Raw genomic sequence first — 15,546 nt, 5'->3', positions numbered from 1 at the left:
GTACGGGTGTGCGACCCCGTGCACCGGTGCCCCCGGCCGCGCGCGACTGCGCGCGATCCCGCCATGTCCCTAGCCTCGTGGGCGAACTCGCGCATTCCGGTGGCCGGTTGAGGGAAAGAGCCCCCCACTTGTTGCGCCGACTCGGGGAGGGCACGTGCTCAGCACGGCACACCACGCGGACGTCGTCATCATCGGGGCCGGGATCGCCGGCCTGTCAGCGGCCCACCGACTGATCAGGGCGGGAGTCAGCGTCAGCGTCCTGGAGGCCGGCCCCCGGGTCGGCGGCCGGATGGCGACCGACGAGGTGGACGGATTCCGGCTCGACCGCATCGGGCCGCTGCTCACCACCTCGTCACCGGAGCTGTACGGCACACCCGGGCTCGACGGTCTCGTCCTGCGGACCTTCGACCCCGGCGTCCTCGTGCACAGCGCCGGCCACCGCCACCGGACCGGCGAGGTGCCGGGCCCCAGGGGCTCCCGCAGCGCCCGGGGCGCGCTCCGGGCGGCGCGCGCCCTCGCGCACGCGCCCCGGGCGCCCCTGGGCGGGGCCCTCACCGGCGCCATGGGCGGGGCGATCGACCAGGCCCGGCTGGGGGTGGCGCTGGCCCGGCTCGCGGCCACGCCCCGCTCCCGCGTCCTGGCCCGGCCCGAACGGGCCGCGCTGGACGCCCTGTCGGGGCGCGGGCTGCCCGCCCGTACGCTCGACGGCTTCGTCCGCCCGCTGCTGACCGCACTGCTCAGCGACCCCGGGCTCACCACGTCCAGCCGCTACGCCGACCTCGCGCTGCGCGGCTACGCGAGCGGCCGGCTCTGTGTGCCCGAGGGCGGTTCGGCGGCGCTGCCCGACCTGCTCGCCGCGTCGCTGCCGCCGGGGACCGTGCGCACGGGGGTGCACGTCACGGCGGCGGACATCACCTCGGTGCGCACCAAGGAGCACGGTGAGCTGGGCTGCCGCTCGCTGCTCCTGGCGACCAACGCGAGCGCCGCCGCCGAACTGCTGCCGGGGCTGCGGGTGCCGCCCTTCCGCCCGGTCACGGTGGTCCACCACACCGCGCCCACCGCCCCGCCGACCGGGGCCTCGCTGCTGCTGGACGCCGACCGTTCGGGCCCGGTGGCGCACACCGCGGTGATGAGCGAGGTGGATCCGGCGCGGGCGCCGGAGGGCCGGGCGCTGATCAGCTCGACGGTGCTCGGCACCCGTCCGGCGGATCTGGACCGGACCGTGCGCGGGCATCTGGCGGCCCTGTACGGCGTGCCGACGGACGACTGGGAGCTGCTGGCCGTCCACCACGATCCGGAGGCCGTGCCGGCGATGGAGCCCCCGCACGACCCGCAGCGCCCGGTGCGGGTGCTCTCGGGGCTGTACGTGTGCGGCGACCACCGCGACACCGGCACCGTCCAGGGCGCCCTGTCCTCCGCCCGCCGGGCCGCCGAGGCGATCCTGGACGACCTCGGCGTACGGCACGGGGAGCGCGGCTCCGGGGCGCTCCCCGAGGCCGCGTAGGCGCCGGGTCAGCCCAGGGCGGCGACCTTCTCGCGGTAGCCCCGGACGGCGGCGGCGTCCCGGAAGGGCTCCAGCCGCCGTTCGAAGTCGCGTACGTACTCGGCGGCCCGGACCGAGCGCATCTCGGCGGCCTGCTGGGCGGCCTCCGCGCCGAGCCGGCAGGCCTGGTCCAGCTCGCCGAGCCCGAGCCGGGCGGAGGCCAGCACCACCCGGCAGAAGAGCCGGCTGCGGGCGTACGCGGGCGCGCGCAGCTGGAGCGAGCGCTCGGCGTACTGGGCGGCGATCCGGTACTGCTGGAGGTCGCGGTGGCAGTGGCCGAACTCGTCGGCGAGCTGCGCCTCGTCGAAGAAGCGCGCCCAGTGGGGCACCTCGTCGCCGGGGCGGGAGTTCTCCAGCGCGTGTTCCGCCCGGGTCAGCGAGGCCGTGCACGCCTTGGCGTCGCCGAGCACCCCGTGGCCGCGTGCCTCGACGGCGTGGAGCAGGGCGAGGACGGACTGGGGGGCGGCGGAGCCGACGCCCTGCTGGGCGACCCGGGCCAGCTGCACCGCCTCCCGGCCGTGCCCGAGGTAGACCGCCTGGCGGCTCATGGTGATCAGCACGAAGCTGCCGTAGGCGCGGTCGCCGGCGGCCTGGGCGAGCCGCAGCGCCTGGACGAAGTAGCGCTGGGCGAGGCCGTGGGCGGCGATGTCGTACGAGGTCCAGCCGGCGAGGCGGGTGAGGTCGGCGGCGGCCGCGAAGAGCCGGCGGCCGGTCGCCTCGCCGTAGGTGCCGCGCAGCATCGGCTCCGTCTCGTGCTCCAGATAGCGCACGAGAGCCTGCCGGGCGTGGCCGCCGCCGTAGGCGTTGTCCAGGGTGCGGAAGAGCTCGGCGACCGAGCGGAGCGCCGCCACGTCCCCGCTGCCGACGCGCTGGCCCGAGCCCCGCTCGGTCTGGCGCTGGCGGGGGACGCCGGGCGGCGCTCCGGCCGGGGACTGCGGTCCGCCGGGGCGGGCGGGGGCGGGGCCGCGCGGGGCGGGCCGGGCGCCCTGCTCGGGCACGCCGCCGTACGGTCCGGTGGCGCCGGGCGCGGGGCGGACCGCGCCCGGACGGGGCCGGGCGGGACTCTCCGGAGGGTCGTCCGGTCCGCCGCGCGCCACCCGTTCGTCGGCGCGCCCGATCAGCCAGTCCCGGCTGGGCACGACCAGTCCCGCCGGGGTGAAGGCGATCTTCCGCAGCTCGGCGTGGCTGCCGGAGTCCTTGCGCCAGAGCCCGCTGACGATGTCGACGGCCTCGGCGGGGGTGGCGGCGAACTCCAGCCCGGCGTAGACCGGAGCGCAGGCGTCCAGTCCCAGGTCCTGCGCGGAGAGCCGGCGGCCGAGCCGCCGGGTGAAGACCTCGGCGATCAGCGCCGGGGTGGTGCCCCGGGGCTGCTGGCCGCGGAGCCAGCGGGTCACGGAGGTCTTGTCGTACCGCAGATCGAGGCCGTGCTCCAAGCCGAGCTGGTCCACCCGGCGGGCGAGCCCGGCGTTGGAGAACCCGGCCTCGGTGATGAGCGAGGCGAGCCGGCGGTTGGGGGTGCGCTGCGGAGGTCGTTCCGACATCAGCTGTACGGTCTCCTGCCTTCGGGTCAGGGACAGGCCTCCGGACGGGCCCTGGGAACGGCGCGAATTTAGCGGCCTGCGGGACGGCCCCAGCGGCCATCGCTTCACTTTCATCCGATCGTGTGAGGATTGGGGGCGGCGCTGACGGGAACACCTGCCGGGCCCCCGTTCCGGCCCCGGTCGTACAGTGGCCGAGGCGCGATTCGACGCGGCGTGCGGGTGCGGGGACCCCGCACCCGGCACCGCAGGAAGAGAGGCAGCAGCCGTGACTGAGCTTCGGTTCGTCCGTCTGGGATTCGGCGAGGACGCCGTCGACTACCAGGAGGCCTGGCAGAAGCAGCGCGAGGTGCACGCGGCGCGGTTCGAGGACGCCGTCCCCGACACCTGCCTGCTGCTGGAGCACCCGCCCGTCTACACCGCGGGCCGCCGCACGGCCGACAGCGAGCGCCCGCTCGACGGCACGCCGGTCATCGACGTGGACCGGGGCGGGAAGATCACCTGGCACGGTCCGGGCCAGCTGGTCGGCTATCCGATCCAGAAGCTGCCCCGCCCGGTGGACGTCGTGGCGCACGTGCGCCGGCTGGAGGAGGCGCTGATCCGTACGGCTGCCGAGTTCGGTGTGGAGACCACCCGGGTCGAGGGCCGCAGCGGCGTCTGGGTCCTCGGCGACCCGGTCGAGCACCGCCCGGCGATCGGCGGCCTCTCGCTGGACTTCGACCCCCGGCTGCAGGACGAGGAGTTCGACGCCCGGCTCAACGGGCCGGAGTACGCCCCGTCCAACGCCGGGCAGCGCCGCGAGGACCGCAAGCTGGCCGCCATCGGGATCCGGGTGGCCAAGGGCGTGACCATGCACGGCTTCTCGTTCAACGTGAACCCGGACAACACCTGGTTCGACCGGATCGTGCCCTGCGGCATCCGGGACGCGGGCGTCACCTCGCTCAGCTACGAACTGGGCCGCGACGTCACCATCGCCGAGGTGCTCCCGGTCGTCGAGAAGCATCTGCGGGACGTCCTGGAGAACGCCGAACTCGCCCCGCGCACGATCGCGCGCGACGACGACGCCATGGCCACGGCGTGACCCACGGAACACGCGGCGGGGAATAGGACCTGCCGGGCCCAGGTTGGGCAGACGTACAGCCGAGCGAACCACGGGCGTACCCTGGTGTTCGCCGAAGAATCCAATGCAGTGAAAGCAAAGGGGAGTGCCGGAGTGTCTGTCGCACCCGACGGGCGCAAGATGCTGCGCCTGGAGGTCCGGAACAGCCAGACCCCCATCGAGCGCAAGCCCGAGTGGATCAAGACCCGGGCGAAGATGGGCCCCGAGTACAACCAGCTGCAGAAGCTCGTGAAGAGCGAGGGTCTGCACACGGTGTGCCAGGAGGCCGGCTGCCCCAACATCTTCGAGTGCTGGGAGGACCGCGAGGCCACGTTCCTCATCGGCGGTGACCAGTGCACCCGGCGCTGTGACTTCTGTCAGATCGACACCGGCAAGCCGCAGGCGCTGGACCGGGACGAACCCCGCCGCGTCGGCGAGTCGGTCGTCACGATGGACCTGAACTACGCCACCATCACCGGCGTCGCCCGCGACGACCTGGAGGACGGCGGCGCCTGGCTGTACGCGGAGACCGTGCGCCAGATCCACGCGCTGACCGCGGACCGGGAGGCCGGCCGCACCAAGGTCGAGCTGCTCATCCCCGACTTCAACGCGGAGCCCGCCCAGCTCGCCGAGGTCTTCTCCGCCCGCCCCGAGGTGCTGGCGCACAACGTGGAGACGGTGCCGCGCATCTTCAAGCGCATCCGCCCCGGCTTCCGCTACGAACGCTCCCTGGAGGTCATCACGCGCGCCCGCGAGGCCGGACTGGTGACCAAGTCCAATCTGATCCTCGGCATGGGCGAGACCCGCGAGGAGGTCAGCGAGGCGCTGCGCGACCTGTACGACGCGGGCTGCGAGCTGATCACCATCACCCAGTACCTGCGCCCGTCGGTGCGCCACCACCCGGTGGAGCGCTGGGTGAAGCCGCACGAGTTCGTGGAGCTGAAGGACGAGGCCGACGCGATCGGTTACTCCGGTGTGATGTCCGGGCCGCTGGTCCGCTCCTCGTACCGGGCCGGCCGGCTCTTCCAGCAGGCGATGGAGCGGCGCGGGGCGACGGCGGCGGCCGGGGCGCCGACCGCGTGACGTCACGCGGGTGCGCTCCGCGCAGGCACCTCGCCGGCGTTCACCGCCGGTCCGAAGCGGCTCGTACGTTCCCCGCGGACCGGGGCGCGTATGGGCCGCTTCGGCGTGCGCTCCGCGCTCATCGGGGTTTCATTGGTGTGTGACCGACCGGCCACGCGCTGGTAACACCCGGGCGTGACCCTGGGTGGACGGGGCGCGGCGGCTCGCGACGGCCGCCGCTCCCCGTGCTCCGCCGCAGGTCCTCGCTCCGTCACTCCGACCTTCCGTCCGCGCAGCACCTCCCGCCCGAACCGGGCCCGCCGGGTGCGCGCATCCGTTCCGAGAGGACTTCCACGATGCAGGCCGTGCCGGTACGCGCCACCGCCCTCCCGTCCGTCACGGGCGCCCTGCGCGCCGTCGAATCGCTGCTCCTGGCCGGCGGCCAGCGCACCGCCCGCCGCAACGCCTGGACGGCCGTCCTGGAGGACCGCCGCCGGGCCGAGGACCGCGTCGAGTCCGCGTACGTGGGGGAGGCCGTGGCGGACCACCGTTCGAAGGCCACGTAAACTTCATTGCATGGCGAGGAAGGCAAACACCACTGAAGGCGCGGACAGCGCCGAGAACGCGGGGCGGCTCAAGCAGATCGCCCTGACCTACAAGATGACCAGGCGGACCGACCCCAGGATCGGTCTTGTCGTCGCGGGTGTGGGAATCGTCACCTTCGGTGTCCTCCTCGCGATTGGTTTCTTGATCGACCACCCGATCTACCTGGGCATCCTGGGCTTCGTGCTCGCTCTCCTCGCGATGGCGATCGTCTTCGGACGGCGTGCCGAGCGGGCTGCCTTCGGTCAGATGGAGGGCCAGCCGGGTGCGGCGGCCGCGGTGCTCGACCGGGTCGGCCGTGGCTGGACCACGACGCCGGCGGTGGCGATGAACCGCAACCAGGACGTCGTCCACCGGGCCGTGGGCAAGGCGGGCATCGTGCTGGTCGCGGAGGGCAACCCGAACCGGGTGAAGAGCCTGCTCGCCGCCGAGAAGAAGAAGATGGCCCGCATCGTGGTCGACGTGCCCGTGCACGACATCATCGTCGGCAACGGCGAGGGTCAGGTGCCGCTGAAGAAGGTGCGCACCACGATGCTGAAGATGCCCCGCGTGCTGACCGGCCCGCAGGTGACCGCCGCCAACGACCGGCTGCGCGCCATGGGCGACCTGATGAGCAACATGCCGCTGCCGAAGGGCCCCATGCCGAAGGGCATGCGGATGCCGCGCGGCGGAAAGATGCGCTGACCCGCCACGGACGGACGAAGAGGGCGGGCGCGAACCGGTTCGGTTTGCGCCCGCCCTCTTCTCGTGCCCGGGCCGTCTCGTCCTCGGGCCCGGCGGACCTCAGATGCGCACCTGGACGGCGCGGCCGACCCGGTCGTGGATGCCCCGTCCGTCGCGGTCCCAGACCAGGGCCGGGATCACCAGGCAGAGCAGCAGGCTGCGCACCAGCCCCCGCCCGATCCCCAGCGGACCGCCGCTCTCGGCGACGACCCGGATGCCCATCAGACGCTTGCCGGGGGTGCAGCCGATGGTGCCGACGGTGAGCACGCTCAGGACGAAGAAGATGCCGAGCGCCCAGTTGCCGGCGGCCTGCTGGTCACCGCGAGCGAACAGCCCGTATGCGATCAGCATGCACAGGGCCCAGTCGATGAAGAGCGCGCCGAAACGCCGCCCGAGGGGCGCCATGGCCCCCGGTCCCTGCTCGGGAAGCCCGAGCCGCTTGCCCCGGTACCCGAAGTCGGCGCCCATCTCCTCGGCGGCCGCGCGCGGCCCGGAGAGCCACGATCCGATTGCTTGCCTGTTGTCCACCCGACCACGGTACTGCGCCCCTCCCGCGACCCTGCCCGGCGGGGGCGGGGCCACGGCCCCGACACGCGTCCGGAACAGGGCCGGAACGCGTCCGGAACGGCTCCCGGTCCGAGGAAGGAGGCGCCGGTCACACCCGCCCCGGTTAACTTCGGCGAAACAAATGGGTCATGCTTGAGAAATCCGGTCTGCCTATGGTCGGGTCCAGCGTGGGCCACCGCACTGGCCGCACCACGAGCTACCACCCCGTTCCTCTCCGGACGGGAGTAGGAGGAGTTGGATGTTCCAGAACGCCGACGACGCGAAGAAGTTCATCGCCGACAACGACGTCAAGTTCATCGATGTCCGGTTCTGCGACCTGCCCGGTGTGATGCAGCACGTCACGGTCCCGGCGGCGACCTTCAACCCGGCCGACGAGCTTGCCTTCGACGGCTCGTCGATCCGCGGCTTCCAGGCCATCCACGAGTCCGACATGGCGCTCCGCGCGGACCTGTCGACCGCCCGGGTCGACCCCTTCCGCCGCGACAAGACCGTCAACATCAACTTCTTCATCCACGACCCGATCACCGGCGAGCAGTACAGCCGTGACCCGCGGAACGTGGCCAAGAAGGCCGAGGCCTACCTCGCCTCCACCGGCATCGCCGACACCGCGTACTTCGGCCCGGAGGCGGAGTTCTACGTCTTCGACAACGTCCGCTTCCAGACGTCGGCGAACGAGAGCTTCTACCACATCGACTCCGAGGCCGGCGCCTGGAACACCGGTGCGATCGAGAACAACCGCGGCTACAAGGTCCGCTACAAGGGCGGTTACTTCCCGGTCTCGCCGGTCGACCACTTCGCCGACCTGCGCGCCGAGATGTCCCTGGAGCTGCAGAACAGCGGCCTGGAGATCGAGCGCCAGCACCACGAGGTCGGCACCGGCGGCCAGGCGGAGATCAACTACAAGTTCAACACGCTGCTCGCCGCGGCCGACGACCTGATGCTCTTCAAGTACATCGTGAAGAACGTCGCCTGGCGCAACGGCAAGACCGCGACCTTCATGCCGAAGCCGATCTTCGGCGACAACGGCTCGGGCATGCACGTCCACCAGTCCCTGTGGGCCGGCGGCGACCCGCTGTTCTACGACGAGCAGGGCTACGCGGGCCTCTCGGACACCGCCCGCTACTACATCGGCGGCATCCTCAAGCACGCCCCGTCGCTGCTGGCCTTCACCAACCCGACGGTGAACTCCTACCACCGCCTGGTGCCCGGCTTCGAGGCCCCGGTCAACATGGTGTACTCGCAGCGCAACCGCTCCGCCGCCATGCGCATCCCGATCACCGGCTCCAACCCGAAGGCCAAGCGCGTCGAGTTCCGCGCCCCGGACCCGTCGTCCAACCCGTACCTGGCCTTCTCCGCCCTCCTGATGGCCGGCCTCGACGGCATCAAGAACAAGATCGAGCCCGCCGAGCCGATCGACAAGGACCTCTACGAGCTGGCTCCCGAGGAGCACGCCAACGTCCAGCAGGTCCCGACCTCCCTCCCGGCCGTCCTGGACGCCCTGGAGGCCGACAACGAGTACCTCCAGGCCGGCGGTGTCTTCACGTCCGACCTGATCGAGACGTGGATCGACTACAAGCGCACCCACGAGATCGCCCCGATCCAGCTGCGCCCGCACCCGCACGAGTTCGAGCTGTACTACGACCTCTAGGCCGGACCGCCGCACGCACGGGCCGGGCCCGCTCCTCCTCGTCGGAGGGGCGGGCCCGGCCCGTTTCCGTGCGGGCCCGGTGGCTCAGGCGCGGTGCCGGCGGAAGCCGATGTACGCGTAGCTCTCCCCCGCGCGCGGGGCGCGGGTCCAGGAGCGGGTGGGGAAGGTGGGCAGGACGCCGCGGGTGAGGGCGAAGCGTGGCAGGGAGAGGTGCAGTTCGGTGTGGAGGGCGGTCAGGAAGCGGCGCTCGTTGGCGAGGGGGGTGTCCTCGGGGCGGAAGAGCCGGGCGGGGTCCAGGGCCTCGGGTATCGCCCCGGAGCGCTCGGTCCCGGTGTCCCGGACGGTGAACGCGTAGAGCTCGCGGCCCTGTTCGGCGACGGAGAGGTGGAAGGCGGAGCGGCCGGAACCGGAATCCTCGCGTCGGGGTTCGTTCCAGACCACGACCGCGCGGCCGGTGGCGGAGGCGGACGCGGCGGGGGAAGCAAGGCGGTCGCCCGGGAGGCGGGACTCGCCGTCGAAGGCGAAGGCCCAGCCCTCGTCGGTGCGGCCGACGCTCACCGTGGCCCGGTCCTCCCACGGCTCGGCGTCGTCGAGACCCCGTCGGTCACGTCGGTGGTGGGGGGTCGCGCGGACGTTCACGGGGGCGCCGAGGGCCGCGCCCTCCCCGCCCAGCAGTGCGGGCAGCCGGTCGGGGTCGGCGTCCCGCACCCAGACGCAGCGGTAGCCGGAGAAGGACGGCTGGTAGCCGTCGGGCTCGGTGAGCCAGAGGAGGCCGGGCGGGTCGAGGTCGGGCACGGGGGCGGGGGCGGGGCCCCGCTCGCCGGAGCGGGGGGTGGCGAGGAGTTCGGCGCCGCGCTCCGGGGTGACCAGCGGGCCGAGCCAGGGGTCGGCGAGCAGGCCGAGGGGGGCGATCAGCGAGGGGTCGGGCGCCTCCCAGTGCGGAAGGGCGGCGCGCAGCGTGCGCCAGGCGGCGTCCGTCGCACCCCAGCGGGCCTCCTCACGGGCCCGGGCGACGGCACGGCCCCAGGCGCCGTCCGGCGCGTAGCGGTGGGTGCCGTCGCGGACCGCGCCGAGGACGGCCTCGGCGGTCTCCCGGGGGACACCTCGCGCGGCGATCATCCCGAGCCAGTGGTCGTCCCCGCCCAGCCGCCATTCGCCGCGGCCGGGCTCCAGGGCCTGCAGGGGCAGGAGTTCGGGCAGACAGCCGGGTTCGCCGACCAGCGGGCCGTAGTCCCGGTGGCCGTTCGGGGAGAGGAAGTGCTGGATCTGCTGGTGGAGCACATGGCTGCGGGGCCGGCCGAAGGACCGCGCGTCCTCCAGGAGCGGCGCCGCCTCCTCGTACCGTCCGCGCAGTGCGAGCCGCCGGGCCTCCTCGACCCGGGCGTCCTGGGTGCGCGTGGTCGCGTTGACGAAGTCCGGGCGGGCGGCGCGGTCGCCGTGGAAGCCCCGGTACATCTCCTCCATGAACGCGCGGAACGAGGCGTAGCGGTCCGGGTACTCACCGCCCCAGCCCCGGTAGACGTACAGGGCCCATTCGCCGTCCTCGTCCGTGTCGCCCGGGTCGAGGAGGGCGTACGACATGTCGGAGTCGGTCTCCAGGCGCAGCGCCCGGCTCCACATCCCGGCCAGCAGGATCTCCTCCGGGGACGGGTTCTCGCCCAGGTTCTCCTCGTACATCGGGGTCATGCCGAACGGATCGTCGAACCACTGGATGTCCTCGGCGCCGCCGAGGCGGTAGATCCCGGCGGTCTGGTCCACCTGCCATCCGTCGCTGGCGGCCAGGAACGCCCGGTACGACGGGGGAAGCCGCTGTCCGAGGCGGGCCTCGGCGCCGGCGATCGCGGCCTCGGAGGCCCCCGGTACGCCGAGCGGGCGCGCTTCCTCCTCCGCCTCTTCGTCCGGGTCGTCGTCGGACGGGACCCACTCGTCCTGCCAACGCCCGAGGAACGTCTGCCAGTCGAAAGAACCTTCAGTCATGGCCGGATGGTGTCATCCGGCACCGACAACGGGGCCGCCGCGCCGGGTCAGGCGCCGGCGTCGTGCACGATCTGGATCAGGTTGCCGCAGGTGTCGTCCAGGACCGCCACCGTCACCGGGCCCATCTCCAGCGGCTCCTGGGTGAACCGCACGCCGAGCGCGCCGAGCCGGGCGTACTCGGCGGGCACGTCGTCCACGGCGAAGGACGCGGCCGGGATGCCGTCCTTGACGAGGGCCTCCTTGTACGGCTTCACGGCGGGGTGCCCGTCGGGCTCCAGGAGCAGTTCGGTGCCGTCGGGCGCCTCGGGCGAGACCACGGTCAGCCAGCGGGCCGCGCCGAGCGGCACCTCGTGCTTCTTCACGAAGCCGAGTACCTCCGTGTAGAAGCGCAGGGCCTTGTCCTGGTCGTCGACGAAGACGCTGGTCAGATGGATGCGCATGAGGCTTCTCCGGGTCGGTGGGGCGGGGGCGTTCAGTGCCGGAGGGCCTTGCCCACCTCGGCCTTCACGTCTCCTTCGAGCGTGCGGTTGCTGCGGGCCGTGGCGTCCTCGGTGGCCTTGGACGCCACGTCGTCGACCGTGACCACGACCGTGTCGAGGAGATTGCCGCTCGCGTCCCGGAAGTTGACCTGGACCGCGTAGGACTGCGTGCTGTCGGTGCTGTTGGTCACCGTGACCTTCGAGGTGGCCCGGCCGTCGCCGTCGGCGGTGGGGGCGGCCGCCTTGACGTCGCCGCCCGCGTTCACGCCGTCCTTGATGTCGTCGAGCTTGTCCCCGGCGGCGGCCGTCGCGGAGGCCACGGCGTCGGCGCCCTTGGAGGCGGCGGAGGAGGCCGCGGAGGCCGCCTTGGAGACCGTGCTCGACGCGGTGTCCCCGTCGTCGGAGCAGGCCGTGGCCGTCGCGGCGATCACCGCCGCCACCAGCACCGCGCCCGCGCCCCGTACGCCTCGCCTCGCCATGGTGCCTCCCAGCACTCGCCGTATCGGGTCCCAGTCAACGGGGCGGCGGTCGGGGCCGCACCCGGGGCGGGCGGCGGTTGGGCCGGACGGGCGGCGGGGTCGCGGGACCGGGCCGGAGCACCGAGGGTGGGGGCATGGACGAGCCGGCCGTACCCCCGGGCCCCGCCGCGCCGGACCCCGCGCCCGAGACCGGGCCCCGGCGGCGGCTGTGGCCGTGGGTGCTCGTGATGATCCTGGTGCTGCTGGCCCTGGGGGCCGGCGCGGTCTCCGCCGTACTGGCCGGGGAGGCGCACCGCGAGGGGGCCAGGACCCTGCACGTCCGGTACGAGGTCACGGGCGCGGCCGAGGACGTGACCCTCACGTACAGCACGTGGCGGGACGACGAGCTGTCGACCGGGCGGCTGACGCTGCGCCGGCTGCCGTGGGCCGGGGAGGTGGACACGAAGGGCTTCATGGACGGCGGTTCGTTCACCGTCACGCTCGGCCGGTCCGGGGGCAGCGTGGCCTGCGCGGTGACCGTGGACGACGGCACCCGGCGGACGGCGACCGCCTCGGGCCCCTTCGCCACGGCCTCGTGCAGCGGGTTCTGAGCGGCGGGCACCGCTGTGCCCCCGCCCGGGAAGGTCCGGACGGGGGCGGGGTGCGGGCGGGTCAGCGGCCGTAGCGGATGAGGGCGCGGACCATGCGGCAGGTGGTGTCGGACGGCGGGTGGATGCCGATGCGCTCGGCGGTCGTGCGTATCCGGGCGTTGCTCGCGGTCGACGGGTAGTAGACCCCCGTGTCGAGCAGCGCGATCGCCAGGCGCATCGCCTTCAGCCGGCGGTTGTGCGAGACGTACCATTCGCGCGGGCGGCCGGCGGGAAGGGGCTTCTTCTGCAGGGGCTTGTGGAGCGGCTGGGTCGTGACTGCGGCAACGGCCATGGGCAACCTCCTGGCGCGGTGGCGTAACTCTGCGGAACCCTCACGAACTACCCCCATTTTACTGCCCCCCACTGACAATCGCCCCTGGCCAGAGGGGTTTTCGGGGATCCATCCCGTACCTTTGGCCCCATGGAGATCTGGATCAATCCCGCCTGTTCCAAGTGCCGTTCCGCGGTGGACCTGCTCGACGCGGAGGGGGCCTCGTACACGGTCCGCCGCTATCTGGAGGACGTGCCGACGCCCGACGAGATCCGGGCGGTGCTCGGCCGTCTCGGGCTGGAGCCGTGGGACATCACGCGCACCGGCGAGGCCGACGCACGGGAGCTCGGCCTCGCGGACTGGCCGCGCGAGGCGGAGGCCCGCGACCGCTGGATCACCGCCCTCGCGGAGCATCCGAAGCTGATTCAGCGGCCCATCATCACGGCGGACGACGGCACGGCCGTGGTGGCCCGCTCCGAGGAGGCGGTGCGGGACGCGCTGGAGCGCTGAGCGGGCGGCCGGCTCAGGGGGCCGGGGCGAGGAACGCGGCGATCGCGGCGTCGAGTTCGTCCGCCGTCGCGGTGTGCGACGGCAGGCTGTGGTGGGTGGCCCCGGCCAGGACCACCGTCCGCGCGGGCGGCAGCAGCCGGCGCACGGCGGCTTCCGCGCGGGCCGCGCTCTGGGCCCGGCCGCGCCCGGCGAGCAGGACCAGGGCCGGAACGGTGAGCGCGCGCAGCGCCCCGGGCGCCGGGCGGGGACCGGTGACCGGGCGGGCCGAGGGAACGCCCGCCGCCGCCTCGCGCAGCCGCAGCCAGAGCGGGTCGAGCGCGGCCCCGCCGGTCTCCCACGCCAGGAAGGCGCGGACGCGGGCGGCGTTCGGGCGGAGCAGCAGGGGAAGGGCGTGCAGCAGATAGCCGGGGCGGAAGCCGGTGAAGCAGCCGGTCGGGTCGACGAGCACCAGCCGGTCCAGCCGCTCCGGCGCGTGCAGCGCGTAGTGGAGGGCGATCCAGCCGCCGTAGGAGTGGCCGCACAGGGCGGCGGACGGGATGCCCAGGCCGTCCAGGACCGCGTCGAGCCAGGCGGTCAGGTCCGCCACCGTGCGCACCGACCGCTCCCCCGGTGTGCTGCGGCCCGGCTCCCCGACGAGGTCGAGCGCGTGGACCCGGTGGGTGCGCCCGAGGTCGCTCGCCTGGGCGTACCAGACGGTGGAGGTCGCTCCGCCGCCGGGGAGCAGCACCAGGGGCGGCGCGTCCTCGGGGCCGCAGCTGTTGACGTGGGTCGTGCCGTAGGGGGTGGGGACGGCCGTCGCGGTGGTGCCGGGCGGCCAGTGGGCGGCGAGGACCGCGTCGTAGGCGGTGAGGAAGGCCGCGTCGGCGGTTACGGGCGGGGTGGACGTCATGGTGCTCCCTCGGCTCGCACATCCGGATATTATCTCGCTGAGCGAGATAATATCGAGGAGTCGGGATGGGTACGGAAACGGGCGGGCAGGAACGCGAGATCGTCCATCTGCTGCGCCGGGTCTCCATGGAATTCGGGCTGCGCCAGGCGGAGTTCGCCGCCCGGCACGGAATGCACCCGACCGATGTACGGGCCCTGGTGTGCCTGCTCGACGCCGAGCGGAGCGGGACGGCGGCCACCGCGGGGCGCCTCGGCGCGGAGCTGGGCCTGAATTCGGCGGGCACCACCTCGCTCATCGGCCGGCTGGAGCGGCTCGGCCAGGTGACGCGCACCCGCGACCCCCGGGACCGGCGGCGGGTGCTGCTGGCCGTGACCCCGCGCGCCGTGGAGCTGGGATGGGAGGCGTTCGGGCCGGCGATCGCGAGCGCCGAGGAGCTGCTGCGGGGGTACGAGGAGGGCGAGGTCGCGGCCGTACGGAGGTTTTTGGCCGGGTTCCTCGCCTCGGTCTCGGAGCCGTTGGAGCAGGCGGCCGGGGACCCGGAGGGCTGAGCCCGGCCCGCCCCGCTCCCCCGTCTACGCGCCGGCCTCCGCCACCGCCTCGGCCTCCGCGAGCAGTTCCGTCAGCCGGAGGCCGAAGCGGACGTCGCAGGGGTGCGGCTCCCCCGTACGGACGGAGTCGATCAGGGCGTCCACGGCGGCGCGGAAGGCGTCCACGGCCCCGTCCCAGCGGGGCAGGGCGGCGGTGCCGTGCCCGCCCCGCAGCTCGACGGCCACGCCGGCCGCCGCGACCGGGGCGCCGAGGGCGAGGGTCACGGTACTGGAGGCGCCGGAGGTGTGGCGGAGCACCAGGTGGTGGAGGTCGGCGGGGCCCCGGGCGGCCGTCAGGGCGGTGACGTCGCCGAGGACCGGGATGAGGACCGAGAGGGCGTGCGGGCCGACGTCCCACAGGCCGCCCTTCTCCCGGCGCCACGGGGACGCGGCGTAGGCGCTGTCGGCGCCGGGGGCCCACAGCGCGCCGATCCACTCGGCGCGCGCGGTGAACCAGTCGCCCGTCGCGCGTTGTTCCTCGATCCAGGCGGCGGTCGGCGGCGCGAAGCGCAGGGTGCAGAACACGACCGAGGCGACCCGGGCCTGTTCGGCCGCCTCGGCGACCGCGCGGGCCCCCTCGACGGTCGTGGCCACCGGCTTGTCCATGAGCAGATGGCAGCCGGCCGCCGCGGCGCGCGCGGCCAGCGGGGCCTGGACGTCCGGCGGCAGCGCGAAGGCGACGGCGTCACTGGCGGCGAACAGCTCGTCCAGCCCCGCCTCCCCGCTGAACGCCTCGACGCCGTACTCCCCGGCCAGCGCGCGGGCGGCCTCCGCGCGGCGGCCCCACACCCCGCTCAGCACGGCCCCGGGATGGGCCGCGAGGGCGGGTGCGTGGGTGGTGCGGGCCCACGGGCCCGTACCGACCAGGCCGATGCGCAGGGGGTTCACGGGAGGCGTCATGGGTCCAGTGTGCCCGGTGGGGCGTGGTGCGCGTCCGAATCC

At 73.9% G+C, this 15,546-nt stretch carries 17 protein-coding genes; 9 read left to right on the top strand and 8 right to left on the bottom strand.

The genetic code is table 11. The features are described 5' to 3' along the window. Window positions 1–154 precede the first annotated feature (154 nt). A complete protein-coding gene (locus tag ACWCXC_RS04125) occupies window positions 155–1,504 on the top strand; it encodes an NAD(P)/FAD-dependent oxidoreductase (protein ID WP_450682295.1) in 1,350 nt (449 codons plus the stop codon). 8 nt (window positions 1,505–1,512) lie between these two features. Here ACWCXC_RS04125 and ACWCXC_RS04120 read toward each other — a convergent pair whose 3' ends face one another. Beyond that, complete coding sequence (locus ACWCXC_RS04120) at window positions 1,513–3,084, bottom strand: regulator (RefSeq protein WP_450886514.1); 1,572 nt, start codon at window positions 3,082–3,084, stop codon at window positions 1,513–1,515. A 265-nt stretch (window positions 3,085–3,349) separates the two neighbouring features. On the opposite strand from ACWCXC_RS04120, the gene lipB reads away from it, so the two are divergent. From lipB to ACWCXC_RS04100, 4 genes are all read left to right on the top strand, one after another. Continuing rightward, on the top strand, window positions 3,350–4,162 hold the full coding sequence (gene lipB / locus ACWCXC_RS04115; RefSeq protein ID WP_450886512.1) for a lipoyl(octanoyl) transferase LipB: 813 nt from the start codon (window positions 3,350–3,352) through the stop codon (window positions 4,160–4,162). Between the two features lie 159 nt (window positions 4,163–4,321). Then, a complete protein-coding gene (gene lipA, locus ACWCXC_RS04110) occupies window positions 4,322–5,263 on the top strand; it encodes a lipoyl synthase (RefSeq protein ID WP_450682336.1) in 942 nt (313 codons plus the stop codon). A gap of 335 nt (window positions 5,264–5,598) precedes the next feature. Beyond that, the gene (locus ACWCXC_RS04105) at window positions 5,599–5,808 is read left to right on the top strand and encodes an SCO2195 family GlnR-regulated protein (RefSeq protein ID WP_450682298.1); all 210 of its coding nucleotides are present in this window, start codon (window positions 5,599–5,601) and stop codon (window positions 5,806–5,808) included. 10 nt (window positions 5,809–5,818) lie between these two features. Further along, window positions 5,819–6,529, top strand: coding sequence for a DUF4191 domain-containing protein (locus ACWCXC_RS04100; RefSeq protein ID WP_450682299.1), 711 nt, complete (start codon window positions 5,819–5,821; stop codon window positions 6,527–6,529). A gap of 99 nt (window positions 6,530–6,628) precedes the next feature. Here the strand turns inward: ACWCXC_RS04100 and ACWCXC_RS04095 are convergent, their stop codons facing one another. Then, window positions 6,629–7,096, bottom strand: a complete 468-nt coding sequence (locus ACWCXC_RS04095; protein ID WP_450886509.1) for an RDD family protein — start codon at window positions 7,094–7,096, stop codon at window positions 6,629–6,631. A gap of 277 nt (window positions 7,097–7,373) precedes the next feature. On the opposite strand from ACWCXC_RS04095, the gene glnA reads away from it, so the two are divergent. Further along, window positions 7,374–8,783 (top strand): type I glutamate--ammonia ligase, encoded by a 1,410-nt coding sequence (gene glnA / locus ACWCXC_RS04090; protein ID WP_450886507.1) that lies wholly within the window; start codon window positions 7,374–7,376, stop codon window positions 8,781–8,783. A gap of 84 nt (window positions 8,784–8,867) precedes the next feature. On the opposite strand, the gene ACWCXC_RS04085 is transcribed toward glnA, so the two are convergent. The 3 genes from ACWCXC_RS04085 to ACWCXC_RS04075 are packed head-to-tail and all read right to left on the bottom strand — an operon-like array spanning window position 8,868 to window position 11,718. Continuing rightward, entirely contained in the window at window positions 8,868–10,760 is a 1,893-nt protein-coding gene (locus ACWCXC_RS04085; protein ID WP_450886505.1) for an SMI1/KNR4 family protein, read from the bottom strand. Between the two features lie 47 nt (window positions 10,761–10,807). After that, on the bottom strand, window positions 10,808–11,200 hold the full coding sequence (locus tag ACWCXC_RS04080; protein WP_450682303.1) for a VOC family protein: 393 nt from the start codon (window positions 11,198–11,200) through the stop codon (window positions 10,808–10,810). Between the two features lie 32 nt (window positions 11,201–11,232). Continuing rightward, the gene (locus tag ACWCXC_RS04075; protein ID WP_450886503.1) at window positions 11,233–11,718 is read right to left on the bottom strand and encodes a hypothetical protein; all 486 of its coding nucleotides are present in this window, start codon (window positions 11,716–11,718) and stop codon (window positions 11,233–11,235) included. A 134-nt stretch (window positions 11,719–11,852) separates the two neighbouring features. Between ACWCXC_RS04075 and ACWCXC_RS04070 the strand changes: the two genes are divergently transcribed. Further along, window positions 11,853–12,308, top strand: coding sequence for a hypothetical protein (locus tag ACWCXC_RS04070; RefSeq protein WP_450682305.1), 456 nt, complete (start codon window positions 11,853–11,855; stop codon window positions 12,306–12,308). Window positions 12,309–12,369: 61 nt separating this feature from the next. Here the strand turns inward: ACWCXC_RS04070 and ACWCXC_RS04065 are convergent, their stop codons facing one another. Continuing rightward, window positions 12,370–12,639, bottom strand: a complete 270-nt coding sequence (locus ACWCXC_RS04065) for a hypothetical protein (RefSeq protein WP_450682306.1) — start codon at window positions 12,637–12,639, stop codon at window positions 12,370–12,372. A gap of 129 nt (window positions 12,640–12,768) precedes the next feature. Here ACWCXC_RS04065 and ACWCXC_RS04060 point away from each other — a divergent pair, with 129 nt between their 5' ends. Further along, window positions 12,769–13,128: an ArsC/Spx/MgsR family protein gene (locus ACWCXC_RS04060; RefSeq protein WP_450682307.1), complete on the top strand. Its 360-nt coding sequence runs from the start codon at window positions 12,769–12,771 to the stop codon at window positions 13,126–13,128. Between the two features lie 13 nt (window positions 13,129–13,141). Here the strand turns inward: ACWCXC_RS04060 and ACWCXC_RS04055 are convergent, their stop codons facing one another. Then, window positions 13,142–14,017, bottom strand: coding sequence for an alpha/beta fold hydrolase (locus ACWCXC_RS04055; RefSeq protein ID WP_450886499.1), 876 nt, complete (start codon window positions 14,015–14,017; stop codon window positions 13,142–13,144). Window positions 14,018–14,082: 65 nt separating this feature from the next. On the opposite strand from ACWCXC_RS04055, the gene ACWCXC_RS04050 reads away from it, so the two are divergent. Continuing rightward, window positions 14,083–14,565, top strand: coding sequence for a MarR family winged helix-turn-helix transcriptional regulator (locus ACWCXC_RS04050; RefSeq protein WP_450886497.1), 483 nt, complete (start codon window positions 14,083–14,085; stop codon window positions 14,563–14,565). A 24-nt stretch (window positions 14,566–14,589) separates the two neighbouring features. Here ACWCXC_RS04050 and ACWCXC_RS04045 read toward each other — a convergent pair whose 3' ends face one another. After that, window positions 14,590–15,504 carry a Gfo/Idh/MocA family protein gene (locus ACWCXC_RS04045; protein WP_450886495.1) on the bottom strand — a complete coding sequence of 305 codons (915 nt, stop codon included), beginning with the start codon at window positions 15,502–15,504 and terminating at the stop codon, window positions 14,590–14,592. Window positions 15,505–15,546 lie beyond the last annotated feature (42 nt).

The sequence above is a fragment of the Streptomyces sp. NPDC001515 genome (assembly GCF_053597115.1).
This window is presented reverse-complemented; position numbering and strand designations above follow the sequence as displayed.

Excerpts from the sequence above, each read along its gene's own strand:
- ACWCXC_RS04120 (WP_450886514.1), bottom strand. The coding sequence starts at position 3,084 with ATGTCGGAACGACCTCCGCAGCGCACCCCCAACCGCCGGCTCGCCTCG.
- lipA (WP_450682336.1), top strand. The coding sequence starts at position 4,322 with ATGCTGCGCCTGGAGGTCCGGAACAGCCAGACCCCCATCGAGCGCAAG.
- ACWCXC_RS04105 (WP_450682298.1), top strand. The coding sequence starts at position 5,599 with ATGCAGGCCGTGCCGGTACGCGCCACCGCCCTCCCGTCCGTCACGGGC.
- ACWCXC_RS04100 (WP_450682299.1), top strand. The coding sequence starts at position 5,819 with ATGGCGAGGAAGGCAAACACCACTGAAGGCGCGGACAGCGCCGAGAAC.
- glnA (WP_450886507.1), top strand. The coding sequence starts at position 7,374 with ATGTTCCAGAACGCCGACGACGCGAAGAAGTTCATCGCCGACAACGAC.
- ACWCXC_RS04085 (WP_450886505.1), bottom strand. The coding sequence starts at position 10,760 with ATGACTGAAGGTTCTTTCGACTGGCAGACGTTCCTCGGGCGTTGGCAG.
- ACWCXC_RS04080 (WP_450682303.1), bottom strand. The coding sequence starts at position 11,200 with ATGCGCATCCATCTGACCAGCGTCTTCGTCGACGACCAGGACAAGGCC.
- ACWCXC_RS04075 (WP_450886503.1), bottom strand. The coding sequence starts at position 11,718 with ATGGCGAGGCGAGGCGTACGGGGCGCGGGCGCGGTGCTGGTGGCGGCG.
- ACWCXC_RS04070 (WP_450682305.1), top strand. The coding sequence starts at position 11,853 with ATGGACGAGCCGGCCGTACCCCCGGGCCCCGCCGCGCCGGACCCCGCG.
- ACWCXC_RS04065 (WP_450682306.1), bottom strand. The coding sequence starts at position 12,639 with ATGGCCGTTGCCGCAGTCACGACCCAGCCGCTCCACAAGCCCCTGCAG.
- ACWCXC_RS04060 (WP_450682307.1), top strand. The coding sequence starts at position 12,769 with ATGGAGATCTGGATCAATCCCGCCTGTTCCAAGTGCCGTTCCGCGGTG.
- ACWCXC_RS04055 (WP_450886499.1), bottom strand. The coding sequence starts at position 14,017 with ATGACGTCCACCCCGCCCGTAACCGCCGACGCGGCCTTCCTCACCGCC.
- ACWCXC_RS04050 (WP_450886497.1), top strand. The coding sequence starts at position 14,083 with ATGGGTACGGAAACGGGCGGGCAGGAACGCGAGATCGTCCATCTGCTG.
- ACWCXC_RS04045 (WP_450886495.1), bottom strand. The coding sequence starts at position 15,504 with ATGACGCCTCCCGTGAACCCCCTGCGCATCGGCCTGGTCGGTACGGGC.